This window comes from Conexibacter stalactiti (assembly GCF_033542075.1).
Classification (GTDB): Bacteria; Actinomycetota; Thermoleophilia; order Solirubrobacterales; family Solirubrobacteraceae; genus Conexibacter; species Conexibacter stalactiti.
The window spans coordinates 17,068-39,069 of record NZ_JAWSTH010000041.1 but is presented as its reverse complement, the minus strand read 5'-3'; the positions used below and the strand labels follow the sequence as shown (position 1 = coordinate 39,069).

24 protein-coding genes are annotated in these 22,002 nt (G+C 72.1%); 16 read left to right on the top strand and 8 right to left on the bottom strand.

Going from position 1 to position 22,002, the window contains the following annotated elements; translation table 11 throughout:
• Positions 1 to 37: 37 nt before the first annotated feature.
• The 3 genes from R7226_RS15965 to R7226_RS15955 all read left to right on the top strand — a co-directional run bounded on the left by R7226_RS15965 (position 38) and on the right by R7226_RS15955 (position 2,620).
• Positions 38 to 1,243, top strand: coding sequence for an MFS transporter (locus R7226_RS15965; protein ID WP_318598186.1), 1,206 nt, complete (start codon positions 38 to 40; stop codon positions 1,241 to 1,243).
• A 103-nt stretch (positions 1,244 to 1,346) separates the two neighbouring features.
• Entirely contained in the window at positions 1,347 to 1,823 is a 477-nt protein-coding gene (locus R7226_RS15960; protein ID WP_318598185.1) for a hypothetical protein, read from the top strand.
• Positions 1,820 to 2,620 (top strand): DUF1828 domain-containing protein, encoded by an 801-nt coding sequence (locus R7226_RS15955; protein WP_318598184.1) that lies wholly within the window; start codon positions 1,820 to 1,822, stop codon positions 2,618 to 2,620. The genes R7226_RS15960 and R7226_RS15955 overlap by 4 nt, the downstream gene beginning before the upstream one ends.
• Positions 2,621 to 2,700: 80 nt before the next feature.
• Here the strand turns inward: R7226_RS15955 and R7226_RS15950 are convergent, their stop codons facing one another.
• The 3 genes from R7226_RS15950 to R7226_RS15940 are packed head-to-tail and all read right to left on the bottom strand — an operon-like array spanning position 2,701 to position 5,331.
• A complete protein-coding gene (locus tag R7226_RS15950; RefSeq protein ID WP_318598183.1) occupies positions 2,701 to 3,483 on the bottom strand; it encodes an SDR family NAD(P)-dependent oxidoreductase in 783 nt (260 codons plus the stop codon).
• Entirely contained in the window at positions 3,480 to 4,484 is a 1,005-nt protein-coding gene (locus R7226_RS15945) for an arginase family protein (RefSeq protein ID WP_318598182.1), read from the bottom strand. Before R7226_RS15945 ends, R7226_RS15950 begins: the two co-directional genes overlap by 4 nt.
• 46 nt (positions 4,485 to 4,530) lie before the next feature.
• On the bottom strand, positions 4,531 to 5,331 hold the full coding sequence (locus R7226_RS15940; RefSeq protein WP_318598181.1) for an enoyl-CoA hydratase/isomerase family protein: 801 nt from the start codon (positions 5,329 to 5,331) through the stop codon (positions 4,531 to 4,533).
• 154 nt (positions 5,332 to 5,485) lie between these two features.
• Between R7226_RS15940 and R7226_RS15935 the strand changes: the two genes are divergently transcribed.
• From R7226_RS15935 to R7226_RS15905, 7 genes are all read left to right on the top strand, one after another.
• The gene (locus R7226_RS15935; protein ID WP_318598180.1) at positions 5,486 to 5,863 is read left to right on the top strand and encodes a RidA family protein; all 378 of its coding nucleotides are present in this window, start codon (positions 5,486 to 5,488) and stop codon (positions 5,861 to 5,863) included.
• Positions 5,860 to 6,738, top strand: a complete 879-nt coding sequence (locus R7226_RS15930; RefSeq protein WP_318598179.1) for an enoyl-CoA hydratase-related protein — start codon at positions 5,860 to 5,862, stop codon at positions 6,736 to 6,738. The genes R7226_RS15935 and R7226_RS15930 overlap by 4 nt, the downstream gene beginning before the upstream one ends.
• Entirely contained in the window at positions 6,735 to 7,961 is a 1,227-nt protein-coding gene (locus tag R7226_RS15925; RefSeq protein WP_318598178.1) for an acyl-CoA dehydrogenase family protein, read from the top strand. Before R7226_RS15930 ends, R7226_RS15925 begins: the two co-directional genes overlap by 4 nt.
• Positions 7,958 to 8,773 carry an SDR family oxidoreductase gene (locus tag R7226_RS15920; RefSeq protein WP_318598177.1) on the top strand — a complete coding sequence of 272 codons (816 nt, stop codon included), beginning with the start codon at positions 7,958 to 7,960 and terminating at the stop codon, positions 8,771 to 8,773. Before R7226_RS15925 ends, R7226_RS15920 begins: the two co-directional genes overlap by 4 nt.
• Entirely contained in the window at positions 8,770 to 9,810 is a 1,041-nt protein-coding gene (locus R7226_RS15915; protein WP_318598176.1) for a phosphotransferase family protein, read from the top strand. Before R7226_RS15920 ends, R7226_RS15915 begins: the two co-directional genes overlap by 4 nt.
• A gap of 88 nt (positions 9,811 to 9,898) precedes the next feature.
• Positions 9,899 to 11,476: a class I adenylate-forming enzyme family protein gene (locus R7226_RS15910; protein WP_318598175.1), complete on the top strand. Its 1,578-nt coding sequence runs from the start codon at positions 9,899 to 9,901 to the stop codon at positions 11,474 to 11,476.
• Positions 11,473 to 12,348: an amidohydrolase family protein gene (locus R7226_RS15905; RefSeq protein ID WP_318598174.1), complete on the top strand. Its 876-nt coding sequence runs from the start codon at positions 11,473 to 11,475 to the stop codon at positions 12,346 to 12,348. The genes R7226_RS15910 and R7226_RS15905 overlap by 4 nt, the downstream gene beginning before the upstream one ends.
• A 51-nt stretch (positions 12,349 to 12,399) precedes the next feature.
• Here R7226_RS15905 and R7226_RS15900 read toward each other — a convergent pair whose 3' ends face one another.
• Complete coding sequence (locus tag R7226_RS15900) at positions 12,400 to 13,386, bottom strand: zinc-binding dehydrogenase (RefSeq protein WP_318598173.1); 987 nt, start codon at positions 13,384 to 13,386, stop codon at positions 12,400 to 12,402.
• Positions 13,387 to 13,553: 167 nt separating this feature from the next.
• Between R7226_RS15900 and R7226_RS15895 the strand changes: the two genes are divergently transcribed.
• The 5 genes from R7226_RS15895 to R7226_RS15875 all read left to right on the top strand — a co-directional run bounded on the left by R7226_RS15895 (position 13,554) and on the right by R7226_RS15875 (position 17,972).
• Positions 13,554 to 14,222, top strand: a complete 669-nt coding sequence (locus R7226_RS15895; RefSeq protein WP_318598171.1) for an RNA polymerase sigma factor — start codon at positions 13,554 to 13,556, stop codon at positions 14,220 to 14,222.
• Positions 14,219 to 15,154 (top strand): hypothetical protein, encoded by a 936-nt coding sequence (locus R7226_RS15890; protein ID WP_318598170.1) that lies wholly within the window; start codon positions 14,219 to 14,221, stop codon positions 15,152 to 15,154. Before R7226_RS15895 ends, R7226_RS15890 begins: the two co-directional genes overlap by 4 nt.
• 90 nt (positions 15,155 to 15,244) lie before the next feature.
• Complete coding sequence (locus tag R7226_RS15885) at positions 15,245 to 16,327, top strand: flippase-like domain-containing protein (RefSeq protein ID WP_318598168.1); 1,083 nt, start codon at positions 15,245 to 15,247, stop codon at positions 16,325 to 16,327.
• Between the two features lie 70 nt (positions 16,328 to 16,397).
• Positions 16,398 to 17,402 (top strand): hypothetical protein, encoded by a 1,005-nt coding sequence (locus R7226_RS15880; protein WP_318598167.1) that lies wholly within the window; start codon positions 16,398 to 16,400, stop codon positions 17,400 to 17,402.
• Positions 17,403 to 17,498: 96 nt separating this feature from the next.
• Complete coding sequence (locus R7226_RS15875; protein WP_318598165.1) at positions 17,499 to 17,972, top strand: nucleoside deaminase; 474 nt, start codon at positions 17,499 to 17,501, stop codon at positions 17,970 to 17,972.
• A 43-nt stretch (positions 17,973 to 18,015) separates the two neighbouring features.
• On the opposite strand, the gene R7226_RS15870 is transcribed toward R7226_RS15875, so the two are convergent.
• Positions 18,016 to 18,609 (bottom strand): PadR family transcriptional regulator, encoded by a 594-nt coding sequence (locus R7226_RS15870; RefSeq protein ID WP_318598164.1) that lies wholly within the window; start codon positions 18,607 to 18,609, stop codon positions 18,016 to 18,018.
• Positions 18,610 to 18,871: 262 nt separating this feature from the next.
• Here R7226_RS15870 and R7226_RS15865 point away from each other — a divergent pair, with 262 nt between their 5' ends.
• Entirely contained in the window at positions 18,872 to 19,204 is a 333-nt protein-coding gene (locus tag R7226_RS15865) for an SHOCT domain-containing protein (RefSeq protein ID WP_318598163.1), read from the top strand.
• 26 nt (positions 19,205 to 19,230) lie between these two features.
• Here R7226_RS15865 and R7226_RS15860 read toward each other — a convergent pair whose 3' ends face one another.
• The 3 genes from R7226_RS15860 to R7226_RS15850 are packed head-to-tail and all read right to left on the bottom strand — an operon-like array spanning position 19,231 to position 21,923.
• Positions 19,231 to 19,983 (bottom strand): amino acid ABC transporter ATP-binding protein, encoded by a 753-nt coding sequence (locus R7226_RS15860; RefSeq protein ID WP_404827859.1) that lies wholly within the window; start codon positions 19,981 to 19,983, stop codon positions 19,231 to 19,233.
• 20 nt (positions 19,984 to 20,003) lie between these two features.
• A complete protein-coding gene (locus R7226_RS15855) occupies positions 20,004 to 21,023 on the bottom strand; it encodes an amino acid ABC transporter permease (RefSeq protein ID WP_404827858.1) in 1,020 nt (339 codons plus the stop codon).
• Positions 21,024 to 21,044: 21 nt separating this feature from the next.
• Positions 21,045 to 21,923, bottom strand: coding sequence for an ABC transporter substrate-binding protein (locus R7226_RS15850; RefSeq protein WP_318598160.1), 879 nt, complete (start codon positions 21,921 to 21,923; stop codon positions 21,045 to 21,047).
• Positions 21,924 to 22,002: the final 79 nt, after the last annotated feature.

The following is a 22,002-nucleotide window of genomic DNA, read 5'->3' as shown; positions in this document are numbered from 1 at the left end:
CAGCGGGCACCGACGCGGGCCGCTACCGTCCCGCGTCGTGCCCGAGCCTGGTCGCTTCCGCTTTCCCCTGGTCGTCTTCGCCTTCGCGATCTGTTCGTTCGCGATCGGAACGACCGAGTTCGTCGCGATCGGGCTGCTGCCCGAGGTCTCCGACGCGCTCGACATCTCGACACCGATGGCCGGCCATCTCGTCTCGGCGTACGCGCTCGGCGTCGTCGTCGGCGCCCCGCTGATGATCGCGCTCGGCGCGCGCATGCCGCGACGAGCGCTGCTGATCGCGCTGATGACGCTGTTCGTGCTCGGCAACATCGCCAGCGCCCTGGCGCCGTCGTTCGGGACGCTGTTCGTCGCGCGCGTGATCACCGCGCTGCCGCACGGCGCGGTCTTCGGACTGAGCGCCGTCGTCGCCGCGCAGCTGGTCGCGCCGGCGCGGCGGGCGCAGGCGATCTCGCTCGCCTTCCTCGGGCTGACGCTGTCGAGCTTCGTCGGCGCGCCGGCCTCCACGCTCGTCGGCCAGCAGCTCGGCTGGCGCGCGGCCTTCGTGCTCGTGACGGTGCTCGGCCTGATCGGCCTGCTGGCGCTGGTCGCGACGATGCCGCGGCTGCCGCGGCCGGAGGGCGTGACGCTGAAGCGCGAGATCTCCGTGCTGGTCAAGCCGAGAGTGCTGCTGTCGCTGTCGATCGCCGTCGTCGGCTTTGCCGGGATCTTCGCCGCGATCGGCTACGTCGCGCCGATCCTCCAGAACGACGCCGGCTTCCCGAAGGGGTCGGCGATCTGGGGCCTGTCGGTCTTCGGCCTCGGGATGACGGTCGGCAACCTGCTCTCAGCGCGGCTGCAGCGGCTGCGCGTCCACAGCCCGCGCGACAGCGCGGTGCTGATGGCGCAGGTGCTGGCGCTGCTCGGCGTCGTGCTCGCCTGCTTCGTCGCGACCGCGCACGTGCCGCCGCTGGCGGTGGTGAACGTCTTCCTGATCGGCGTCGTCGGCTTCACCGCCGTGCCGATCCTGCAGGCGCAGCTGCTCGACATGGCCGCGGCGGCGCCGACGATGGCCTCCGCGACCGTCCACTCCGCCTTCAACGTCGGCAACGCCTTGGGCCCCTTCGCCGGCGGCCTGGCGATCGACGCCGGCCTCGGCGACGCGAGCGCGGCGGGAGCCGGCGCGGTCCTGGCCGCCTGCGGCCTCCTCCTGGCAGCCGCCGCCATACGCGCCGCCCGCCCCGCCGCAGACCCGGCCCCCGCCTGAGTTGCCAGCTCGACGTGGCGATCGCCCACGTTGGTGCTATGGACGGAATACCGGGTTGATGCTGAGCAGGTAGTCGGCAGAATGGCGCGAACGTGGAGACGCCATGCTGCTGACCGACGCGGAGATCGCGCGCCTGATCGACGAACGCAAGCCCGCACTCGACGCGGTCGCCTTCCTGCACGCCTTTGCCAGGTCGGCGCCGGTACGCGGCCATCGACGCACGACGAGATCGGTCGTCGGCGAGTCCGGAAGTCGCTTCGACGTCCACCTGCGGCAGGGCGTGTTCTCGCCCTACGACTTCTCGGTGATCCTCGCCTACCTGCCTCCGCACGGGACCGAGCTCATCCTGCGCCGTCATAACGGCAGAGGACACCCGCATCGCAACAAACTCGAGCGCGACACGGTCGATCGTGACGCGTTCCACATCCATTTCGCGACCGAGCGATACCAGCTCGCCGGGCTGTCGATCGACGGCTTCGCAGAACCGACCACCGCCTTCAGCGACCTCGCGACCGCGCTTGATGCGATGCTGGTCGCAGGCGGTTTCGAACCGCCGCCGCAACGCTCGCTCTGGCCATGACGATCGCCGATCTCAGACCGCTGCTCACCGCCGCGCTCTCCGCAGGCGTCGTCGTCCATCCCGTGAGTCAACATGAGGCGCAGGTGGTGGTGCCGTTCGACTTCCCGGACGGGGACGGCTTCGTCATCTTCGTGCGTGACCGCGACGGCGGCACCGTCGAGATCACCGATCACGCTCACACGCTGATGCATCTCGGCTACCACACCGACGTCGACCGCCTCCAGAGCGGAGCACGGGCAGAGACGTTCGAGCGGATCCGGTGCCGACATGGCATCGAGGATCGCGACGGCGAGCTGGTCACGGTCGTGCCGTGGAGGGATTTGCCGACCGCGTTCTTCGCGTTCGTCCAAGGGCTGATCGAGATCAGCGAGCTGCGGAATCTCGACCAGGAACGCGTCCGCTCGACGTTCAGGGACGATGTGCGGCGGGTGCTCGTGGAGGCGTTCGCGGACGAGATCGAGACGGACTGGGTCGACCGCGAACGTGACGACGACGGTCTGTACCCGATCCCCTATGTCCTGAACGGGACCGAACGGCCGATCGCGATCTTCGACGTCGCGACCGAGGAGAACGCTGCCAGCGCGCTCGTCGTCGCCAAGCAGCACCTCGCGTGGGAACGGCGCCTGCATCTGGTCGCGATCGAGCGCGATCAGACGAGACTTCCGCGCCGGCACGTCGCGTGGCTCAGCGACGCGTTCGACAAGCAGTTTGCGACGTTGTCCAGCAGAGAGCAGGCGATCGTCGGCTACTTGCGCGAGCAGCACGCGCTCTTCAAGCGCCTCGCTGACGCCGAGTAGGCCGACGAGCGCAAGATCGGGTCTCCCGCCCGGGGACCCGATCTTGCAGCGGTCCGCGCGCGAATGCGCGCGGCACCTCGCTACATCGCCACGCCGCCGTTGGGCGCGACCATCTGGCCGGTGTACCAGCGGCCGGCGTCGGTCGCGAGGAACAGCCACGTCCAGGCGACGTTGTCGGGGTCGCCGAAGGTCCGCATCGGGATCGTGTTGCGGTAGGCGTCGTTGTTCTCGGCCTCCGACTTCACGAACATCGGCGTCATCGTCGGGCCGGGGGCGACGCAGTTGACCGTGATCCCGCTGGGGCCGACCTCGCGTGCCAGCGCGCGCGTCATCGAGGCGAGCGCGCCCTTCGCGGCGCAGTAGTGCGTCAGGTTCTCGAAGCCGATCGTGACCAGCTCCGAGGCGGTGTAGAGGACGCGGCCCCAGCCGGCCTCCAGCATCCCCGGCAGCACCGCGCGCGTCGTGTTGACCGCGCCGCCGACGTGGACCTTCAGCATCCGCTCCCAGTCGGCGTTCGTCAGCTCCAGGAACGGCGCCGACTGGCCGATGCCGGCGTTGGAGACGAGCACCTCGACCGCCCCGCCGGCGGCCTCGACGAACGTCGCCACCGCCGCCTCGACCTGCTCGGCGTCGGTCACGTCGGCGTCGAGCACGTGAACGTCCCCGCCGACCTCGGCCAGCGCCGCGCGGCCGGCCTCGTCGCCCGGCAGCACGGTCGCGCCGACGACGGCGCCGTGGTCGGCGAAGCGCTGCGCGACCGCCAGGCCGATGCCGCTGCCGGCGCCGGTGATGAAGACGCGGCGGCCGCGCAGGTCGTCGAACAGGGCGCCGCCGGCCGGCCCGTCCGCGGGCACGGCGCTCACGCGCCCGCCGGCTCGGCCGGGTACTCCATCGGCTCGTACAGCCGCGGGCGCAGGACCGTCAGCAGCATCGCGGCGGCGAGGCCTGCGGTCGAGCCCGACGGGTCCAGCGGCGGCGACAGCTCTGTCAGGTCGACGCCCTTCAACGGCAGTCTCGAGATCAGCGAGCAGATCTGCAGCAGGTGGGTGGGGGTGAGGCCGATCGCGCCGGTCTGGTTGCCGGTGCCGGGCACGAGCGAGCGGGCGCCGGCGTCGATGTCGAGCGTCGCGTAGAGGCCGTCGGCGCCGTCGAGCGCCTTCTCCAGCGCCGGTGCGAGCGTCGCGTCGACGCCGTGCTCGAAGACCGACGCCGCCGGGATCACGGTGATCCCGTTGGCGAGCACGAACTCCCACTCCTCGCGGAAGACGCGCGGCTCGGTGCCGAAGATCACGACGCGCGCGGGGTCGAGCTTGCCCTCGACGATCAGCCGCCGCAGGTACGTGCCGCCGTTGTGGGTGCCGAACTCCGGCACCTCCAGCGCGAGGTCCATGTGCATGTCGACCGACAGGAACGCCAGCGTGCCGGGATCGGAGTCGACGACGCCCTCGACCGTCGGGTGCGTGAGGAAGTGGTCGCCGCCGAGCGTCATCGGCATCGCGCCGGCCTTCGCGATCGCGCCGACCGCCGCGCGGATCCGCTCGCGGTTGATCGACAGATCGGGGCCGAGCGGCACGTCGCCGAGGTCGTAGATCCCTCTGCGCGCGTAGCGGTACGCCGTTCTCTGCACGATGTCGACGAAGCCGTTGCCGAGGTCGGGCGCGGCGTACAGCTCGCCGCCCCAGTCGGCCATGATCGACGCCTCGCGGATCGCGCGCGGACCGTAGGCGGTACCGGGGCGGGAGATCTTCGTCAGCTCGTGGCCGACGCCGATCACGCCCACGTCGCCGGGCGACAGCTCGGCAGCGGTCGCGCGCGGGGAGCGCAGGAAGGTGTCGCCGGTGACGGCCGGGGAGGGCTGGCCCATTCGTGACTCCAGTGCTAGTTAACAGTCGTTAGTAGAAGTGGGTGGTTCAGGTGCGGGCGGTGGCGGAGGTCGCGCCGCTGGTCGCGGCCGCGTCGCCGTCGCGCGGCCGTTCGGTGAAGCCGCGGATCGCGTCGGGTTGATCGGATGTCTGCTCGAGGATCGCGAAGTAGGAGCGGTAGAGGCGGAGCGCGTCCTCGTCGCCGGGGCGGCCGGCGCGCAGCGCCAGCTCCTTCGTCATCTGGACCGCGGTCGGGTGGTTGGCGGCGATCCGGTCGGCGATCGCCTCCGCCTCGCTCAGCAGCGCGTCCGGTTCGACCACGCGCGAGACGAGCCCGATCCGCAGCGCCTCGTCGGCGTCGATGAAGTCGGCGGTCAGCAGCAGCAGCATCGCGTCGGACATACCCACGATCGACGGCAGGCGCAGCGCGCCGAGGCCGTCGAGCAGCGCCCACTTGACCTCCGGCGCGCCAAATCTCGCCGCTGAGGACGCGATTCGGATGTCGCAGGTGAGTGCCAGCTCCAGTCCGCCGGCGAGCGCGTAGCCGTGGATCGCGGCGATCAGCGGCTTGCGCGGCGTGCGGCCGAACGAAAAGCCGTCCGGCCGCCATGGGCCGAAGCCCTTCTTGACGGCGTCGGGCGCGTGCATCTGCTTCAGGTCGGCGCCGGCGGAGAAGGCGCGGTCGCCGGCGCCGGTGACGATCCCGACGCGCAGCGCGGGGTCGTCGTCGAGCCGCGCGAAGGCCGCGTCGAGCGCGGCGTAGGTCGCCGAGTCCATCGCGTTGAGCTTCTCTGGGCGGTCGATCGTGATGCGCGCGATCGCGTCGCGGGTCTCGAAGCGGACGGACATCTCTCGTGCTCCCTTGCGTGCCTGCGGCACGCCGTCGACAGCTGACGACTCGCGATACTAGCGAACGTTGGTTAGTATGCCCAGCGAACCCTGTTGCCCGTGGTCGCCAAGCGCCTCCGCGGGCGTTCCCGCCGGGAGAGAGGACCTCGGTCACATGCAGTTCCACACGCCCACGGACCATCCCCAGGCGCCCGCGCACACGCACGGCGTCCAGACCAGCGGCCCGCTCCTGTTCGTCAGCGGCCAGGTGCCGAAGCTGCCCGACGGCACGACCGTCTCCAGCGATCCCGTCGAGCAGCTGCGGACGACCTTCCGCAACGTCGCCAACGTGCTGTCGACCGTCAACGCGACGCTCTCCGACGTCGTGCATCTGCGCGTCTACCTCAGCGACCACGCCCACAGAGCGGCGTTCAGCCAGGTGCGCGGCGAGGTCTTCGGCGACCACAAGCCGGCGCTGACGGTGGTCATCTGCGGCATCTGGAACGAGGAGTGGGTCGTCGAGATCGAGGCCGTCGCGGAGATCCCGGCATGAGCGCCGCCGAGCAGACCGGCGCCGCGCCCGCCGAGCAGAGCACCGACGACCTCGTCCTGGCCGAGCGCCGCGGCGCCGTCCTGGTCCTCACCTTCAACCGGCCCGACCGCCTCAACGCCTGGAACAACGACCTCGAGAACCGCTACTTCGAGCTGCTCGACCAGGCCGAGGACGACCCCGAGGTGCGCGCGATCGTCGTGACCGGGGCCGGCCGGGGCTTCTGCGCCGGCGCCGACATGGGCGGCCTGCAGAGAATCGAGAGAGCGGCCGGCCGCAGCGTCCGCCCGCGGCCGCGCAACTTCCCGCGCGCCGTCGGCAAGCCGACGATCGCGGCGATCAACGGCGCCGCCGCCGGCCTCGGCCTGATCGAAGCGCTCTTCTGCGACGTGCGCTTCTGCGCGCGTGAGGCGAAGCTGACGACCGCCTTCGCCAAGCGCGGCCTGATCGCCGAGTACGGCCTCTCGTGGATCCTGCCGCGCCTGGTCGGGCCCAGCCGCGCGCTCGACCTGCTGCTCTCCAGCCGCGTGATCCTCGGCGAGGAGGCCGAGCGGATCGGCCTCGTCGACTTCGTCGCCGACCGTGACGACGTGCTCGACGCCGCCGTCGCCTACGCCGCCGACCTCGCCGCCAACTGCTCCCCCTGGTCGATGGCCGCGATGAAGCAGCAGGTGCTGCGTCACATGGACACTGACTTCCAGACGGCCGTCGCCGAGTCCGACGCGCTGATGCTGGAGTCGTTCGAGCGCACCGACGTGAGAGAGGGCGTCGCCAGCTACGTCGAGAAGCGCCCGCCGGCCTTCGCGCCGCTGGCGCCGCGCGCGGAGCGCGACGCGACGACGAGCGACGCGCCCGCGGCCGCCGGAGCGCCCGCATGAACCTCGGGCAGAGCGAGCGCGGCGCCGAGCTGAGAGCGGCGCTGCTCGCGTTCATGGACGAGCAGGTCTACCCGGCCGAGGAGACCTTCCGCGCGCAGGTCGAGGAGGCGGGCGACCCGCACTTCCACCCGCCGATCATGGAGGAGCTGAAGGCGGCGGCGCGCGAGCGCGGCCTCTGGAACCTCTTCCTGCCGCCGGCCCACGCGGCCGAGGGCGCTCCCGGTCTGACGAACGTCGAGTACGCGCCGCTGGCCGAGATCCTCGGCCGCAGCCGGATCGCGAGCGAGGCGTGCAACTGCAACGCGCCCGACACCGGCAACATGGAGACGCTGGCGCTGTTCGCCACGCCGGAGCAGAAGCAGCAGTGGCTGAAGCCGCTGCTGGCCGGCGAGATCCGCTCCGGCTTCGGCATGACCGAGCCCGACGTCGCCTCTTCCGACGCGACCAACATCCAGCTCTCGATCGCCCGCGACGGCGACCACTACGTGCTCAACGGGCGCAAGTGGTGGACGACCAACGCGATGCACCCGAACTGCAGAATCCTGATCGTGATGGGTAAGACGGCGCCCGACGGTGCCGACGTGCCGATCCACCGGCAGCAGTCGATGGTGCTGGTCCCGATCGACACGCCCGGCGTGCGGATCGTGCGCTCGATGAAGGTCTTCGGCTACGAGGACCACGGCGGCCATCCGGAGATCGAGTTCGCGAACGTGCGCGTCCCGGTCTCGAACCTGCTCGCCGAGGAGGGCGACGGCTTCCTGATCGGGCAGGCGCGCCTGGGCCCGGGGCGGATCCACCACAGCATGCGCACCGTCGGCGTCGCCGAGCGGGCGCTGGAGCTGCTCTGCAGACGCGCCCACGCGCGCACGACCTTCGGCAAGCCGCTGGCGCAGCGCGACAACATCCGCGACTGGATCGCCGAGGCGCGGATCGAGATCGAGATGGTGCGGCTGCTGACGTTGAAGGCGGCGTGGCTGATGGACACGGTCGGCAACAAGGGCGCGCGCGTCGAGATCGCGGCGATCAAGATCGCGGCCGCCAACGCCGTGCAGCTGATCCTCGACCGCGCGATCCAGGTGCACGGCGGCGCCGGCGTCAGCCAGGACACGCCGCTGGCGGCGATGTACCAGCACGTGCGCGTGCTGCGGCTCGCCGACGGGCCCGACGAGGTCCACAAGCGCACGATCGCGCGCGTCGAGCTGAAGCGCTGGGCGCCGGCATGAGCCCCCTCGAAGGCCGCACCGCGATCGTCACCGGCGCCTCGCGCGGGATCGGCCTCGCCGTCGCCGACGCGCTGGCTGAGGCCGGCGCGACCGTGATCGTGACGGCGCGCACGGAGGAGGCGGCCGTCGCGGCCGCGTCGCAGCTCGGGCGCGGCGCGCTCGGCGTCGGCGCGCACGCCGCCGACGAGGAGGCCGCCCGCGCCTGCGTCGAGTTCGCGTTGGAGCGGACCGGCCGCCTCGACGTGCTCGTCAACAACGCCGGCACCAACCCGGCGTACGGGCCGATCTGCGAGGTCGACCGCGCGCGCTTCATGAAGACGGTCGAGGTCAACCTGTGGGCGCCGCTGCTGTGGAGCGGGCTCGCGGCGCGCGCGTGGATGAGCGAGCACGGCGGCGCGATCGTCAACGTCGCCTCGATCAACGGGCTGAAGACGAGCGCCGGCACCGGCGTCTACGGCGTCACGAAGGCGGCGCTGATCCACCAGACGCGCCAGCTCGCGATGGAGCTTGGCCCGCGCGTGCGCGTCAACGCGGTCGCGCCCGGCGTCGTGCGCACGAAGCTGGCGGAGACGCTGTGGCAGAACCACGAGGAGGAGGTGGCGGGGCGGACGGCGCTCGGCCGCATCGGCGAGCCGCCCGACGTCGCCTCCGCGGTCCGCTTCCTCGCGGGGCCGGAGGCGAGCTGGATCACCGGCGAGACCTTGGTCGTCGACGGCGGCCAGGTGCTCGGCCAGCCGATCCGGCCCAGAGCGGCGGCGTACGACAGCGCGGCGCCGCCCGCGCCGGCTCCCGCGTCCGAGGCCGCGCCATGAGCGCGCCGGCACCGGGCGCCACCGCCGAAGCGCTGAACGAAGCCGCCGTCACGCGCTGGATCGAGACGCTCGGGCTCGGCGCGCGCGCTCCGCTCTCCTTCGAGCGGATCGGCGACGGCCGCTCGAACCTGATCTTCGGCGTCACCGACGCCGACGGCCGCCGCTGGGTCCTGCGCCGCCCGCCGCTCGGCAGATTGCTGCCGAGCGCCCACGACGTCGCGCGCGAGCACCGCATCATGGCCGCGCTGCAGCCGACCCCGGTCCCGACGCCGGCGGTGCTCGGGCTCTGCCGCGACAGCGCCGTCAGCGACGTGCCGCTGCTGCTGCTGGAGTTCGTCGACGGGATCGTGCTCGACCGCGAGGAGGTCGCGCAGGCGGCCGCGGAGTCGTGGCGAGCCCGCGCCGGGTCGGCGCTGGTCGACGCGCTCGTCGCCGTCCACGCGGTCGACCTGGAGGCGGTCGGGCTGGTGGAGCTGGCCAGTCACGGTCCGTACGCCGAGCGGCAGCTGCGCCGCTGGCGAGCGCAGTGGGAGCGCTCGGCGACGCGCGAGGCGCCGCAGGTGGAGCAGCTGGCCGAGCGGCTGCACGCCGCGATCCCGGCGCAGCACGAGGTCACGCTCGTCCACGGCGACGTGCATCTGCGCAACGCGATCCTCGATCCCGCCGGCGGGGCGGTGATGGCGCTGCTCGACTGGGAGCTGTGCACGCTCGGCGACCCGCTCGCCGACGTCGGCACGCTGCTGGCCTACTGGCCGCAGGCCGGCGACAGCCCGCGCGTGCCGCGCGGCGTCTCGACGCTGCCGGGCTTCGCGCGCCGCGAGCAGCTGCTCGACGCCTACGCGACGGCCTCCGGGCGCGACGTGAGCGCCGTGCCGTTCTGGCACGCGCTGGCGCTGTGGAAGGTCGCGGTGATCCTCGAAGGGGTCGCGCGACGGGCCTTGCAGGACCCGCGCAACCCGAGCGGCGAGGGCACGGTGCAGGTCGTCGACGACCTGCTGGAACGGGCGCGCCAGGTCGCGGACGCGGCCGGGATCTGATTGACACGCTGGACGCGCTTCGGCATGCTTACGAATGATCGTTAGTTAGATGGGAGCTTGGCATGAAGGCAACGCGGCAAGGGGCGGCATGAGCGACACGATCGTCGAGCTGGTCGCCCGTGCGGGCGCGACCGATCCGGATGGGCCCGCGCTGATCTTCGAGGACGGCCTGACCGTCTCGCGCGGGGAGCTGCTCGCGCGCGCCGAGCGCTTCGCCGGCTACCTCAGAGGGGTCGTCAGACCCGGTGAGATGGTCGCCGCGATGATGGCCAACCGGACCGAGTTCATGGTCGCGTGGTTCGCCACCGCGGCCGTCGGCGGCGTCTTCGTCGCGCTCAACCCGGAGGCCGGCGACCACGACCTCACGCACGTCCTGACCGACTCCGGCGCGGTCGCCTTCATCGGCGACGGCGACGCGATCGCGCGGCTCGCGCGGCTCGATTCCGAGCTGCCGGCGCTGCGCGAGCGGATCGCCGTCGCCGACGGTGAGCCAGGCGGCCTCGACGCCTACAGCGGCGCGGAGCCGCTGACGTTCGCCGGGCTTGACCTCGACCCGGCCGCGATCACCAACGTCTACTACACCTCCGGCACGACCGGCGCCCCGAAGGGCTGCATGGTCGACCACCGCTACTGGCGCCGGCTGGTCGACGGCTACCGCCACGAGCGCGGCCTCGAGACCGGCGACCGCATCCTCTGCTGCCTGAAGTTCTTCTACAACGACCCGTCGTGGCAGCTGCTGACGTCGCTCGAAGCCGGCGTCGGGCTGGTCGTGATGCGCCGCTTCAGCGTCTCGCGCTTCTGGAGAGTCGTCAACGACAACGACGTCACGCAGCTGTTCACGATCGGCTCGATCCCGGCGCTGCTGCTGTCGGCGCCGCCCTCGGAGCTGGAGCGCTCGCACAGAGTCCGCTACGGCATCCAGGTCGCGATCGACGCCGCGCTGCACCGCGAGATGACCGACCGCTGGGGCATGCCGTGGACCGACACCTACGGTCTGACCGAGACCGGCGGCCTGATCGCCACGCCGCTCGCCGACGCCGAGCGGATGACCGGCAGCGGCATCATGGGCACGGCCCGCACCGACGTCGAGACGAGACTGCTCGCGGAGGACGGCAGCGAGGTCCCCGCCGGCACGCCCGGTGAGCTGTTCGTGCGCGCGCCGTTCATCATGTCCGGCTACCTCAACCGGCCCGAGGCGACCGCCGAGGCGGTCGACCCCGACGGCTGGTTCCGCACCGGCGACCTGATGCAGGTCGACGCCGATGGCTGGTTCACCTTTCTCGGGCGCAAGAAGGACATCGTCCGCCGCGCCGGCGAGAACATCTCCGCCGGCGAGGTCGAGGAGGTGCTGCGCAGCCACCCGGCGGTGATCGACGCGGCCGTCGTGCCGGTCGCCGACACGCTGCGCGGCGAGGAGGTGCTGGCGCACGTCTACCTCGCGCCCGAGGCGGCCGCCGCCGGCGATCTCGACGCGCTGCGGGTCGCGCTGGTCGACCACGCCGCGGAGCGGCTGGCGAAGCACAAGGTGCCGCGCTATCTGCTGCTGCGCGCGGAGGACTTCCCGCGCACGCCGTCGATGCGCGTCGCCAAGCAGCAGCTGCCGCGCGGCGAGGTCCCCGCCGATGCCTGGGACCGTGAGGCCGCGAGCGCAGGGAGCGCCCGATGAAGATCATCGACATCCGCATCAAGGTCCCGGTCCGCGACGACGACAGCTCGTCGTATCCGGAGCTGCCGCCGGAGTACGCCCGCTACGGCGAGGTCTACGGCAACGGCGGCGCCTCAGCGGCGACGCTGGAGCAGCTGCTGGCGGAGAAGCGCGCCGCCGGCGTCGGCCCCAGCATCCTGCAGGCCGAGCACGAGTTCGGCCTGCCGTCGCAGTGGAACGACCGCGTGTACGAGCTGCTGCAGGCGTACCCGGAGGAGTTCGTCGCCGGCTGGGGGCTCGTCGACCCGCGCAGACCGATGGAGGCCGTCGCCGAGATCGAGCGCTGCTACCACGACCTCGGGCTGCGCGGGATCATCTTCGAGCCCGGCTTCCTCGACATATCGCCGATCGACGCGCGCTGCTACCCGGTCTATGCGACCTGCTCGCGGCTCGGCATCCCGATCGGGCTGCACACGGGGATCAACTTCTCCTCGCACGGCCCGCTGCGCCACGAGCGCCCGTTCCTGTTCGACCAGGTCGCCTGTCACTTCCCCGACCTGATGATGGTCTGCCACCACGGCGGCTGGCCGTGGGTGCACGAGATGGTCGCGGTCGCGTGGAAGCACAGAAACGTCTACCTCGAGTTCGGCGCGATCGCGCCCAAGTACATCGCCGAGGGCAGCGGCGGCGGCTGGGGCGACATGCCGAAGTTCATGGACAAGGTCCTGCACGAGAAGATCCTCTTCGGCACCGACTGGCCGATGATGAGATACGACCGTGTGCTCGAAGAGGTAAGGCTGCTCGGCCTGCGCGAGCGCTCGCTGGAGGCCTACCTCGGCGGCAACGCCGAGCGCCTGCTCGACCGCGTGATGTCGCGCGAGGTGGCCGCGTAGCGGCGAACAGGTGCAATCTCGGGGCGGATATCGCCCCGAGATCGACCCTGTTCACGGCACCAGCACCACCTTCCCGGCCGTCGCGCGGGCCTCCAGAGCGGCGTGCGCGGCGGCGGCCTCGCTGAGCGGGAAGGTCTGCACCGCCGGGATCAGCTCGCCGCGCGCGGCGGCGGCGAGCGCGTCGCGTTCGAGGCCGCGCAGGCCGCCGGGGCGTCTGGCGATCGCCGGTCCGACCGCTGAGCTGACGGTCAGGCCGCCTCTGTAGAGGTCGGCGGTCGTGACCTCGGTCGGCGTGCCTGAGGAGTAGCCGAAGAGGATGTGGCGTCCGCCGGGGGCGAGCAGCCCCATCGCGGTCTTGCCGAGCGTGCCGCCGACGCCGTCGAAGACCACGGTCAGCTCGAAGTCGCCGAGCTGCTCGCGGACCTGGTCGGCCCAGTCGGGCTGCGTGTAGTCGACGGCGATCGCGGCGCCCTGCCGCTCCGCTCGCGCGACCTTCTCGGCGCCGCCCGCGACGGCGACGACGAGCGCGTCGGCGCGCAGGCCGGCCTGCACGAGCAGGCTGCCGAGACCGCCGGCGGCGGCGGTCACGAGCACCACGTCGTCGGCTCGCAGCTGCGCGACCTCGAGGATCGCCAGCGCCGTGCGGCCGGTGCCGATCATCGCGACGGCGTGAGCGTCGTCGAGCGCGTCGGGGAGCGCGTGGAGCGCGTCGGCCGCTGCGACGGTCGCGCTGGCGTAGCCGCCGTGGCGCGGCTCGCGGCCGAGGTGGGCGACGACGCGGCGGCCGAGCCACTCGCGCGCGACGCCGTCGCCGAGCTGCTCGACGACGCCCGCGACCTCGCGCCCGGGCACGTGGGGGAGGGCCGGCAGCGGCAGCGGCGGGCCGACCGTGCCGGCGCGCAGGCTGGTGTCGAGCAGGTGGACCCCGGCGCCGCCGACGGCGACGCGGACCTCGCCGAAGCCGGGCTCGGGATCGGCGAGCGATTCGTAGCGGAGGTTCTCGGGCGGGCCGAAGGCATGGAGGCGGATGGCGTGCATCGCGCCACCGTATGTCTTCAAGCGTGGTTGAAGTCAAGGGGTGGCGCCGAGACGGCCGGGTGCGGCGGCGCGGGGTGCGACCCCCTCACGCGCTGACGCGGGAAACCCCGGGTGCGCACGGGGGGTCGGCGACGTAATTTCGCCCGGCCCGCCGGCAGAAGGCCTCTGTGACGCTCCTCAACCGCACCCCAGCGCGCCGCTCGGATGCCGGCCGCTGGGCCGTCTACGACCAGCATGCGCCGGCGATCCGCGCCTATGCCGCGCGGCGCGTCGAGCCCGACGCTGTCGACGACGTCGTCGCCGAGACGTTCGCGATCGCGTGGCGCAAGCTGCCGCGCGAGGCCGATCCGCTGCCGTGGCTGTACGCGGTCGCGCGGCGGGTGGTGCACGGCCATCGCCGCAGCCACGCGCGCCGCAGCGCGCTGCTCCAGAAGGTCGCCGGCAGCACGACCGAGGCGGGGTCGGACCCGGCCGAGCAGGTCCACGGCGATCCATCGCTGGCGCGCGCCTTCGCGACGCTGACCGAGCAGGAGCGCGAGGCGATCCGGCTGGTCGCATGGGAGGGGCTGGAGCACGCCGACGCCGCTCGCGCCGCCGGCTGCACCCGCGCGACGTTCGCGGTACGGCTGTCGCGTGCGCGGCTGCGGCTGCGCAAGACGCTGGCCGAGCTGGAGGCGGGGGAGGGGCAGGAGGCCGCCGCGCCGCTCGCGCCGCGTTCCGAGCACGATGCGCACCACGTCGCGCAGGCCGCGCCCGCCATCGCGCAGACCGCGCCGCAGATCGCGCAACCCGCGCCGCCAATGGCCGCCATCCCGAACCTGGAGGTGTCGCGATGAGCGAGACCGACGACCTGATGGTGCGTCTGCGCGCGGCCGATCCCGCCGCGGCGCAGGCCGGCGATCGCGCCGCTCAGCCGAGCGACGAGCAGCAGGGCCGGCGCGACCGCGACAGCGTGACCGCCGCCCGCCGCCGGCGCCAGGCGCGCCGCCATGCCCGCACGGGGGTCGGCGGCGGGCTCGCGGCCTTCCTCGGGGCGCTCGCGATCGGGCTCTCGGGTGGAGGCGGCGGCGGGCCGGTGACGGCCGCGCTGCCCGGCGTCGAGCGTGTGATCGCGCAGGCCGCTCACGCCTCCGACCTGCCCGACGGCAAGATCCTCCAGGTCACGAGCGACGTCAGCCACATCAGCTACTCCGACGGCAGACTGTACGGCGTCGTCGAGCAGCGGCGGACGCAGTGGATCCGGCTCGACAGACGGGGCCGCGTGCTGGAGTTCCGTTCGCGGATCACGAAGACGAACGGGGACTATCCGCCGCCCATCGACACCGCGTCCTACCGCGCCGACGGCGACTGGTGGACCGACGAGTGGGCGGCGCGGAACCCCAGGTCGCCAGAGTGGGAGCTGACCAGACGCCGCTCGCGCATGGTCGCCGACTCGATGTCGCTGCGCGCCGCGCAGATCCTGCGCCGCGCCCAGGCGGGCAGAGGGCGGCACGTCGCGCTGGTGGGCGAGGCCGAAGTCGACGGCCGCCGCGCCTATCTGCTCAGAGTCGACAGCATCGACCAGCCGCCCCATCACGGCTACAAGCAGCTGTTCGTCGATGCTGCCACCTATGCGCCGTTGAAGCAGACGCAGCACTCCTGGGGCGACAGCGACGTCGACGGCGTGCCGTACGAGAGCTTCTTCGAGGAGCGGATCCTGAAGCGGCAGGTGCTGGCCGACACCGAGGAGAACCGCGCGCGGCTGAAGGTCCGCGGGCCGACCGGGTGAGCGCGCCATGTGGGAGGGCGCGTGACCGCGGCCGGCCGCCGGCAGGCAGCGCGCTGACAGCGATTTGTATGCGCGTGCAACAATTTATGCGTGACTCCGCCGCCTCCCCCCACCGAACTGGCGACGTCGACCACACACGGCACCGCGCGCGACTCGCGCCAACGCACGGCCCTGCCGAGCGAGTTCGAGCCGCGCCGGCTGATCCGCCACGCGATCCAGGTCGCGGCGATCATCGGCGTCCTGGTGCTGGTCGCGCTGCTGGCGCCGGGCCTCGGCGAGGTGCGCAGACACCTCGGCGACGCCAAGCCCGCGTGGATCGCGGTCGCGGTCGGGTTCGAGCTGCTGTCGTGCATCTCCTACGTGCTGATGTTCCGGCCGGTCTTCTGCCGGCAGATGCCGTGGAAGACGGCGTCGCAGATCGGCTGGTCGGAGCTGGCGATGGGCTCGATCGTCCCGGCCAGCGGCGCCGCCGGCCTCGCGCTCGGCGCGTGGGCGCTCGTGCAGGGCGGGATGTCGCCCGAGCGCGTCGCACGTCGCTCGGTTGCGTTCTTCCTGATCAAGAGCAGCGTCAACTTCGTCGCCGTCGCGGTGATCGGCATCGCGGTCGCGCTCGGCCTCTTCGGCCCCGACCTGTCGCTGTGGCTGACGGCCTTCCCGGCCGCGCTGTCGCTGCTGGTGATCAGCGCGATCCTGCTGCTGCCGCGCCTCGGCGAGGGCCGGCCGGCGCCGCCGGAGGCGTCGAGACTGAAGCGCGGGATCGCGGCCGCCCGTCGCAGCGTGATCGCCGGCACGCGCGAGTCGGTCGAGATCGTCAAGGGCGGCGATCCGCTCGTGATCGTCGGCGCGCTCGGCTACTGGGCGTGGGACAACGCCGTCCTGTGGGCGACCTTCCACGCCTTCGGCGCGAACATCGACATCTCGATCATCCTGCTCGGCTACCTGATCGGGCAGCTCGGCGGGCTGCTGCCGATCCCCGGTGGCATCGGCGGGATCGACGGCGGCCTGATCGGCACGCTGATCGTCTTCGGCGCGCCGGCCGCCGCGACGGCCGCCGCGGTGCTGGTCTATCGCGTGATCCTCTTCTGGCTGCCGCTGATCGGTGGCGCGTTCGCGTTCGTGTCGCTGCGCCGCACGCTGGCGCGCGATCACGAGGACATCTTCACCCCCTGTTGAGGCCGCGCGACTGGCCAGCCGGCAGAGCGGTCATCATCCGCTGAGGATCGCTGTGCGGACCCCATCAGAGTTGCCCCCCGACCTCACGACGACAGACCAGCAGATAGAGGCGCTGCTGCGCGCTATCGCCGACGCGATGGAGCAGACCGCTCCGCCCGCGCCGGGGATCTCGGGCGAGCAGTTGGAGCAGTACCTCGGCGACGTGGTCGACCTCACCTTCAACGGCGACGCCGACCAGCGCGTCGCGCTGATCGCGCGGCTGCTGACCGTCGCGCGCACCGTCAACGCCGAGCGCGACGCCGACCTGCGCGACTACGCCTGGCTGCGCCGCCTGGAGCGGCCGCTGCGGCGCTGGGAGCGCGACCGCCGCCTCGGCAGCGCCAGCCCGCGCCCGCGCCCGGCCGAGCTGGACGCGCGCGTGGCGATGTTCTCCGCCGCGATCGGCCCCGACGCGGTGATCGGCGCGCACACGGTCGCGCTGTCGGTCGCCGAGCTGGTCGCGATCCACCAGCTCGCCGGCACGACCAGCCTGGAGGAGGCGATCGCGGCGCGCGCGGCGCTGACGCCGCTGCTGGAGGAGGCCGCGGGGCTGCTCGGCGCTCGCTCGCCCGACTTCGGCGTCGGTGTCTACGAGCAGCCGGGCGCGACGCTCGCTCACGTCGAGCAGGCGACCTGGCAGATCGAGCAGATCCTCCAGCACCCGCAGGGGGCGGAGGAGCTGCCGTGGCTGCGCGCGCTGTGGCTGGAGGTGGCGGCGGCGATCGTCTGCGCGCACGACCTCTACGAGCAGCGCGAGGACCACGCCGAGCGCTGGCGCGGGGTGCTCGACCTGGCGGCCGAGAAGGTGACCGTCGGCGGTCTCGCCGCCGACCCGACCAGCTTCGACGAGCGCGGCACGCTGACGCTCGTGCGCTCGGTCGCGCTCAGCTTCGCCGCGCTGTGGCTCGACGAGCTGCGCGACGCCGCCGACGCGCCGGGCGTGCCGATGTTGGAGGACCGGCTCGCGACCGCGGCGGCGCAGGCGCTGATCGCCGCCTACATCGCGCAGCACCGGCTCGACGACGCGACGCGCTAGCCGTGGGGGCCGGACGACCGGCTCGACGACGCGACGCGCTGAGCCAAAGCGCCGGAGACCGGTTCGTCGCCGGCCGCGCGGGGTACCAGCAGCGCAGTGACTGCGCGCGACAACGACGTGCGCTGGCTGCGCCGGGCGATCACGCTCGCCGAGCAGGCGCGCGCCGGCGGTGACGAGCCGTTCGGCTCGCTGTTGGTCGGCGCGGGCGGCGTGCTGCTGGCGGAGGCGCGCAACACGGTCGTGACCGACCGCGACCTCAGCGCCCATCCGGAGCTGAAGCTGGCCGTCTGGGCCGGGCGCCACCTCGACCCCGAGGTCGCGCGCCTGACGACCATGTACACGAGCTGCGAGAACTGCGCGATGTGCTCGGCGGCGCTCGTCTGGGCCGGCCTCGGCACGCTCGTCTTCGCGCTCAGCGGCACCACGCTCGCGGAGCTGCAGGGCTCGCGCCATGCACAGCTCGCGCTGCCGGCGCGTGAGGTCTTCGCGCGCGCCTCGCGGCCGGTCGCGGTGCGCGGCCCGCTGCTGGAGCAGGAGGCGCGCGCCGCGCACGCCGGCTACTGGGCGTGACCGCTACGCCGCGCCGCGCACACGCCGTCGCGTCGCGTGAGCGCTACGCCGCCGACGCGAGCGCCGCTGCCTGCGCCATCGCGGCCTGTGGCACGGTGCCGTCGTCGGCGACGCTGGCGATCATCCGGATGGCCATGCGGATCCAGCGCAGGTCGCCATGGAGCCGCTCGACGACGGCGGCGTCCGCCAGCCAGCGGACGGCGTCGTCCCAGCGCACGCCGGGGGCGCCGGGGTCGAGCTGGTCGATCGCGCTCGTCTGCGCTTCGAGGTCGCGCAGGCACTCGCGCTCTAGCCGCTCCAGCTCGTCGCGCAGCATCGACAGGTGGCTGCCGTGGGCGACGGCGAGCTTCAGGTACAGCTCGCCGCGCAGCGGCTCGCGGCTGGGGGCCTCGCGCATCCAGGCGTCGAAGCGCTCGATGCCCGCGGGCGTCGCCTCGTAGTAGACCTTCACCTGGCGCCCGACCTGGACCCGCTTGGCCTCGGCGACGAGCTGCTCCTTGGCGAGCTGGTCGAGCGACACGTAGACGGCCCCGAAGGCGGCTCTGAAGCCCGGCCCGAGCCGGCTCTGGAGCCGGTTGGCGAGGTCGTATCCATAGCCTCGGCGCTCGATCAGCATTCCAAGCACTGCGAACTTCATCGACATCGCCCGACCCTCCTGACGGCGATCGACCGGCTTTCCCCCGATGGCGGCACGGGCGTGATCCTAGGCGACCGTGGACGTTCATGCGCAGCTATTCAGAGCTGAGGAGCGCGTGTGCACAGTAGTCGTGGCTAGGGGTGGGTTAGATGACCGGTCGAAAGGGGTAACCACGCGAGCCTATCGGCAGAAGGGAAAACCGGTCGATCGGAGCGGGCCGAAACGGTGGAACACTGCCCGGCGCGGTCGATAGGATCGCGCCGTGGGCCTGTTCGACAAGCTGCGCCGTGGGCAGACGCCCGAGACCGTCGTCGGCGGCACGTCGGTCGAGATCGTCGGCGACATCTCGAACGTCAGCGACGAGCAGCGCGCGAAGCTGCGCGCGCTGGGGATCGACCTCGACCAGCTCGCGGCCGGTGACGCCTCCGGTATCGCGCCGCTGTTCGACGCGGCCTTCATGACGCCGCCGGCCGCCGCCGACGACGCCGAGGAGACGCTCTCACGCCTCGAACGGCTCCAGCGCCTGCGTGAGCAGGGCGTGCTGACCGAGGCCGAGTTCGCCGAGCAGAAGCGCCGCATCCTCGGCGACGGCTGAAGCCGCCGCCGAGCGCGCCCCGCGTTCTACAGCACCTTCGAGAGGAAGTCGCGCGTGCGCGGCTCGCGCGGGTTGGCGAGCAGCTGGGCGGGCGTGCCGGCCTCGACGATCGTGCCGCCGTCCATGAAGACGACGGTGTCGGCGACCTCGCGCGCGAAGCCCATCTCGTGCGTCACGACGAGCATCGTCATGCCTTCCTCGGCGAGCTCGCGCATCACCTTCAGCACGTCGCCGACCAGCTCCGGGTCGAGCGCCGAGGTCGGCTCGTCGAACAGCATCAGCTTCGGTCTCATCGCCAGCGCGCGGGCGATCGCGACGCGCTGCTGCTGCCCGCCGGAGAGCTGCGACGGGTAGGCGCCGAGCTTGTCGCCGAGCCCGACCCGCTCCAGCAGCGCAGCGCCGTGCTCGCGTGCTTGTCTGCGCCCGACCCCCTTCACCTGCACCGGCGCCTCGCAGACGTTCTGCAGCGCCGTCATGTGGCCGAACAGGTTGAAGTGCTGGAAGACCATCCCGATGTCGGCCCGCTTGCGCGCGACCTCGCCCTCTCTCAGCTCGTAGAGCTTGTCGCCCTGCTGGCGGTAGCCGACCAGCTCGCCGTCGACCGAGAGGCGGCCGGCGTCGATCTGCTCGAGGTGGTTGACGCAGCGCAGGAAGGTCGACTTGCCCGACCCCGACGGGCCGATGATGCACGTCACCTCGCCCGGCTGGACCGTCAGCGAGACGCCCTGGAGCACCTCCAGGCGGCCGAACCGCTTGTGCACCGATTCGGCGAGGACCATCGGCGGTCTCGTCGTCGCGCTCATGCGCCGCCACCTCCTCCGGCGCCGCTCTCAGGCGCCCGCTGGGGGATCGTCGCCGGCTCGGCATGCTGCGGCACGAGCACGCGCTTGACGCGCTGCCACGGCGTCAGCGGCAGCTCGCGGGCGCTGCCGCGGCCGTAGCGGCGCTCCAGGTAGTACTGGCCGATCGACAGGATCGTCGTCATCACGAGGTACCAGATCGACGCCACGATCAGCAGCGGGATCGTTCTGTAGTTCTCCGAGTAGATCAGCTGCGCGGCGTAGAGCAGGTCGGCGTAGGCGATCACCGACACCAGCGAGGTCGTCTTCAACATCGAGATCGTCTCGTTGCCGGTCGGCGGGATGATCACGCGCATCGCCTGCGGCAGCACGATCCGCCGCATCGTCTGCAGCCGCGTCATCCCGAGCGCCTGCGCGGCGTGGCCCTGGCCCTCCGGCACCGACAGCACGCCGGCGCGGACGATCTCGGCCATGTAGGCGCCCTCGTTGAGGCCGAGGCCGAGCAGCGCGACGATGAACGGCGTGATCGCCGTGTTGGCGTCGAGGCTTATGAGATCGGGCGCGAGGAACGGGATCCCCAGGTCGATCGTCGGGTAGAGCGCCGCTATGAAGTTCCAGAACAGCAGCTGGACGAGCACCGGCGTGCCGCGGAAGAGCCAGATGTAGAAGCCGCTGGCACCGGAGACGAGCGGGTTGGGGGAGAGCCGCATGACGGCCAGCAGGACGCCGATCAGGACGCCGGCGGCCATCGCCGCGACGGTCAGCTGAAGCGTCAGCACGAGCCCGTCGAGGATGCGGTCGTTGAAGAGGTAGTCGCCGACGACGTCCCACTCGAAGCGCTCGTTGGTGACGACCGAGCGGACGAGCGAGGCGACGACCAGCAGCACCACGAACGCCGTGATCCAGCGGCCGTAGTGACGGACGGGGATCGCCGTGATCGCTTCCGGCGGCGGCCCCGCGGTGGGTGCGGCCGAGCCCGCCGGTGTGCCGCCGGCGGGCTCGGGATCTGACGTGGACAGGTTCAGCTCCGGTGGTTCGCTCTAGTTGATCGCGCCGTTGATTCTCGGATCGTCGATCGCGCCCTGCTCGACGCCCCATCTTCTGAGGATCTCGTCGTAGGTGCCATCGGCGATCATCGCTCTGACGGCCTCCAGGACCGGCTCGGCGAGGCCGCTCTCCTTCGGCAGCGCGATCCCGTACGGGGCGGTGCCGTAGGGCTCGCCGTCGAGCTCGAACGTGCCGCCCGACTGCTGCACGATGTACGCGGCGACCGGCGAGTCGGCCATGCCGACGTCGGCGCGGCCGCTCTGGATCGCCAGGTTGGCGCCGTTCTGGTCGGGATAGACCTGCAGCTCGGCGGGCGTGTCGCAGCTCTCGTTCTGTCTTCTGACGTCGTCGGCCTGCGTCGTGCCCTTCTCGACGGCGACCTTCTCGCCGCAGACGTCTTCGAGCGTCGCGATGTCCGGGCCGCCTCTTCTGATGTAGAAGGAGGTGCCGGCGCTGAAGTAGGTGACGAAGTCGACCGTCTGCTCACGCTCTCTCGTGTCGGTGAACGACGAGATGCCGACGTCGAATCTTCTCGCGGCGAGGCCGGGGATGATCGCGTCGAAGGTCGCCTTCTGGACCTCGGCTCTGAGACCGAGATGCTCGGCGATCGCGTTGATCAGGTCGATGTCCATGCCGACGATCGTTCTGCCGTCTCTGTCGACGAATTCGTTCGGCGCGTAGGTCGGATCGGTGGCGACGACCAGCGTGCCCTTGCTTCTGATCTCGTCGGGGACGGCGATCGATCCGGTGGCGGGAGCCTCGCCGGTGGCGGCCGGCGCCGGCGCCGACGTCGACGCGCTGCCACCGTCGTCGTCATCGGAGCCGCAACCGGCGGCGAACGCGGCGAAGGCGATCAGGAGAACCGCGGCCAACAGAGTGAACGGCCGCGAAAACGACAGCTTCATGCATACCTCACGGGTCGATGGGGACCGACATGCTGCACCTCTCACG

Bases quoted from the DNA above. Each gene is read 5' to 3' on its own strand.
- R7226_RS15905 (WP_318598174.1), top strand. From the start codon at position 11,473: ATGAAGATCATCGACATCCGCATCAAGGTCCCGGTCCGCGACGACGAC.
- R7226_RS15870 (WP_318598164.1), bottom strand. From the start codon at position 18,609: ATGAAGTTCGCAGTGCTTGGAATGCTGATCGAGCGCCGAGGCTATGGA.
- R7226_RS15945 (WP_318598182.1), bottom strand. From the start codon at position 4,484: ATGGGCCAGCCCTCCCCGGCCGTCACCGGCGACACCTTCCTGCGCTCC.
- R7226_RS15920 (WP_318598177.1), top strand. From the start codon at position 7,958: ATGAGCCCCCTCGAAGGCCGCACCGCGATCGTCACCGGCGCCTCGCGC.
- R7226_RS15925 (WP_318598178.1), top strand. From the start codon at position 6,735: ATGAACCTCGGGCAGAGCGAGCGCGGCGCCGAGCTGAGAGCGGCGCTG.
- R7226_RS15940 (WP_318598181.1), bottom strand. From the start codon at position 5,331: ATGTCCGTCCGCTTCGAGACCCGCGACGCGATCGCGCGCATCACGATC.
- R7226_RS15860 (WP_404827859.1), bottom strand. From the start codon at position 19,983: ATGGTCCTCGCCGAATCGGTGCACAAGCGGTTCGGCCGCCTGGAGGTG.
- R7226_RS15900 (WP_318598173.1), bottom strand. From the start codon at position 13,386: ATGCACGCCATCCGCCTCCATGCCTTCGGCCCGCCCGAGAACCTCCGC.
- R7226_RS15955 (WP_318598184.1), top strand. From the start codon at position 1,820: ATGACGATCGCCGATCTCAGACCGCTGCTCACCGCCGCGCTCTCCGCA.
- R7226_RS15935 (WP_318598180.1), top strand. From the start codon at position 5,486: ATGCAGTTCCACACGCCCACGGACCATCCCCAGGCGCCCGCGCACACG.
- R7226_RS15890 (WP_318598170.1), top strand. From the start codon at position 14,219: ATGAGCGAGACCGACGACCTGATGGTGCGTCTGCGCGCGGCCGATCCC.
- R7226_RS15915 (WP_318598176.1), top strand. From the start codon at position 8,770: ATGAGCGCGCCGGCACCGGGCGCCACCGCCGAAGCGCTGAACGAAGCC.
- R7226_RS15960 (WP_318598185.1), top strand. From the start codon at position 1,347: ATGCTGCTGACCGACGCGGAGATCGCGCGCCTGATCGACGAACGCAAG.
- R7226_RS15930 (WP_318598179.1), top strand. From the start codon at position 5,860: ATGAGCGCCGCCGAGCAGACCGGCGCCGCGCCCGCCGAGCAGAGCACC.
- R7226_RS15910 (WP_318598175.1), top strand. From the start codon at position 9,899: ATGAGCGACACGATCGTCGAGCTGGTCGCCCGTGCGGGCGCGACCGAT.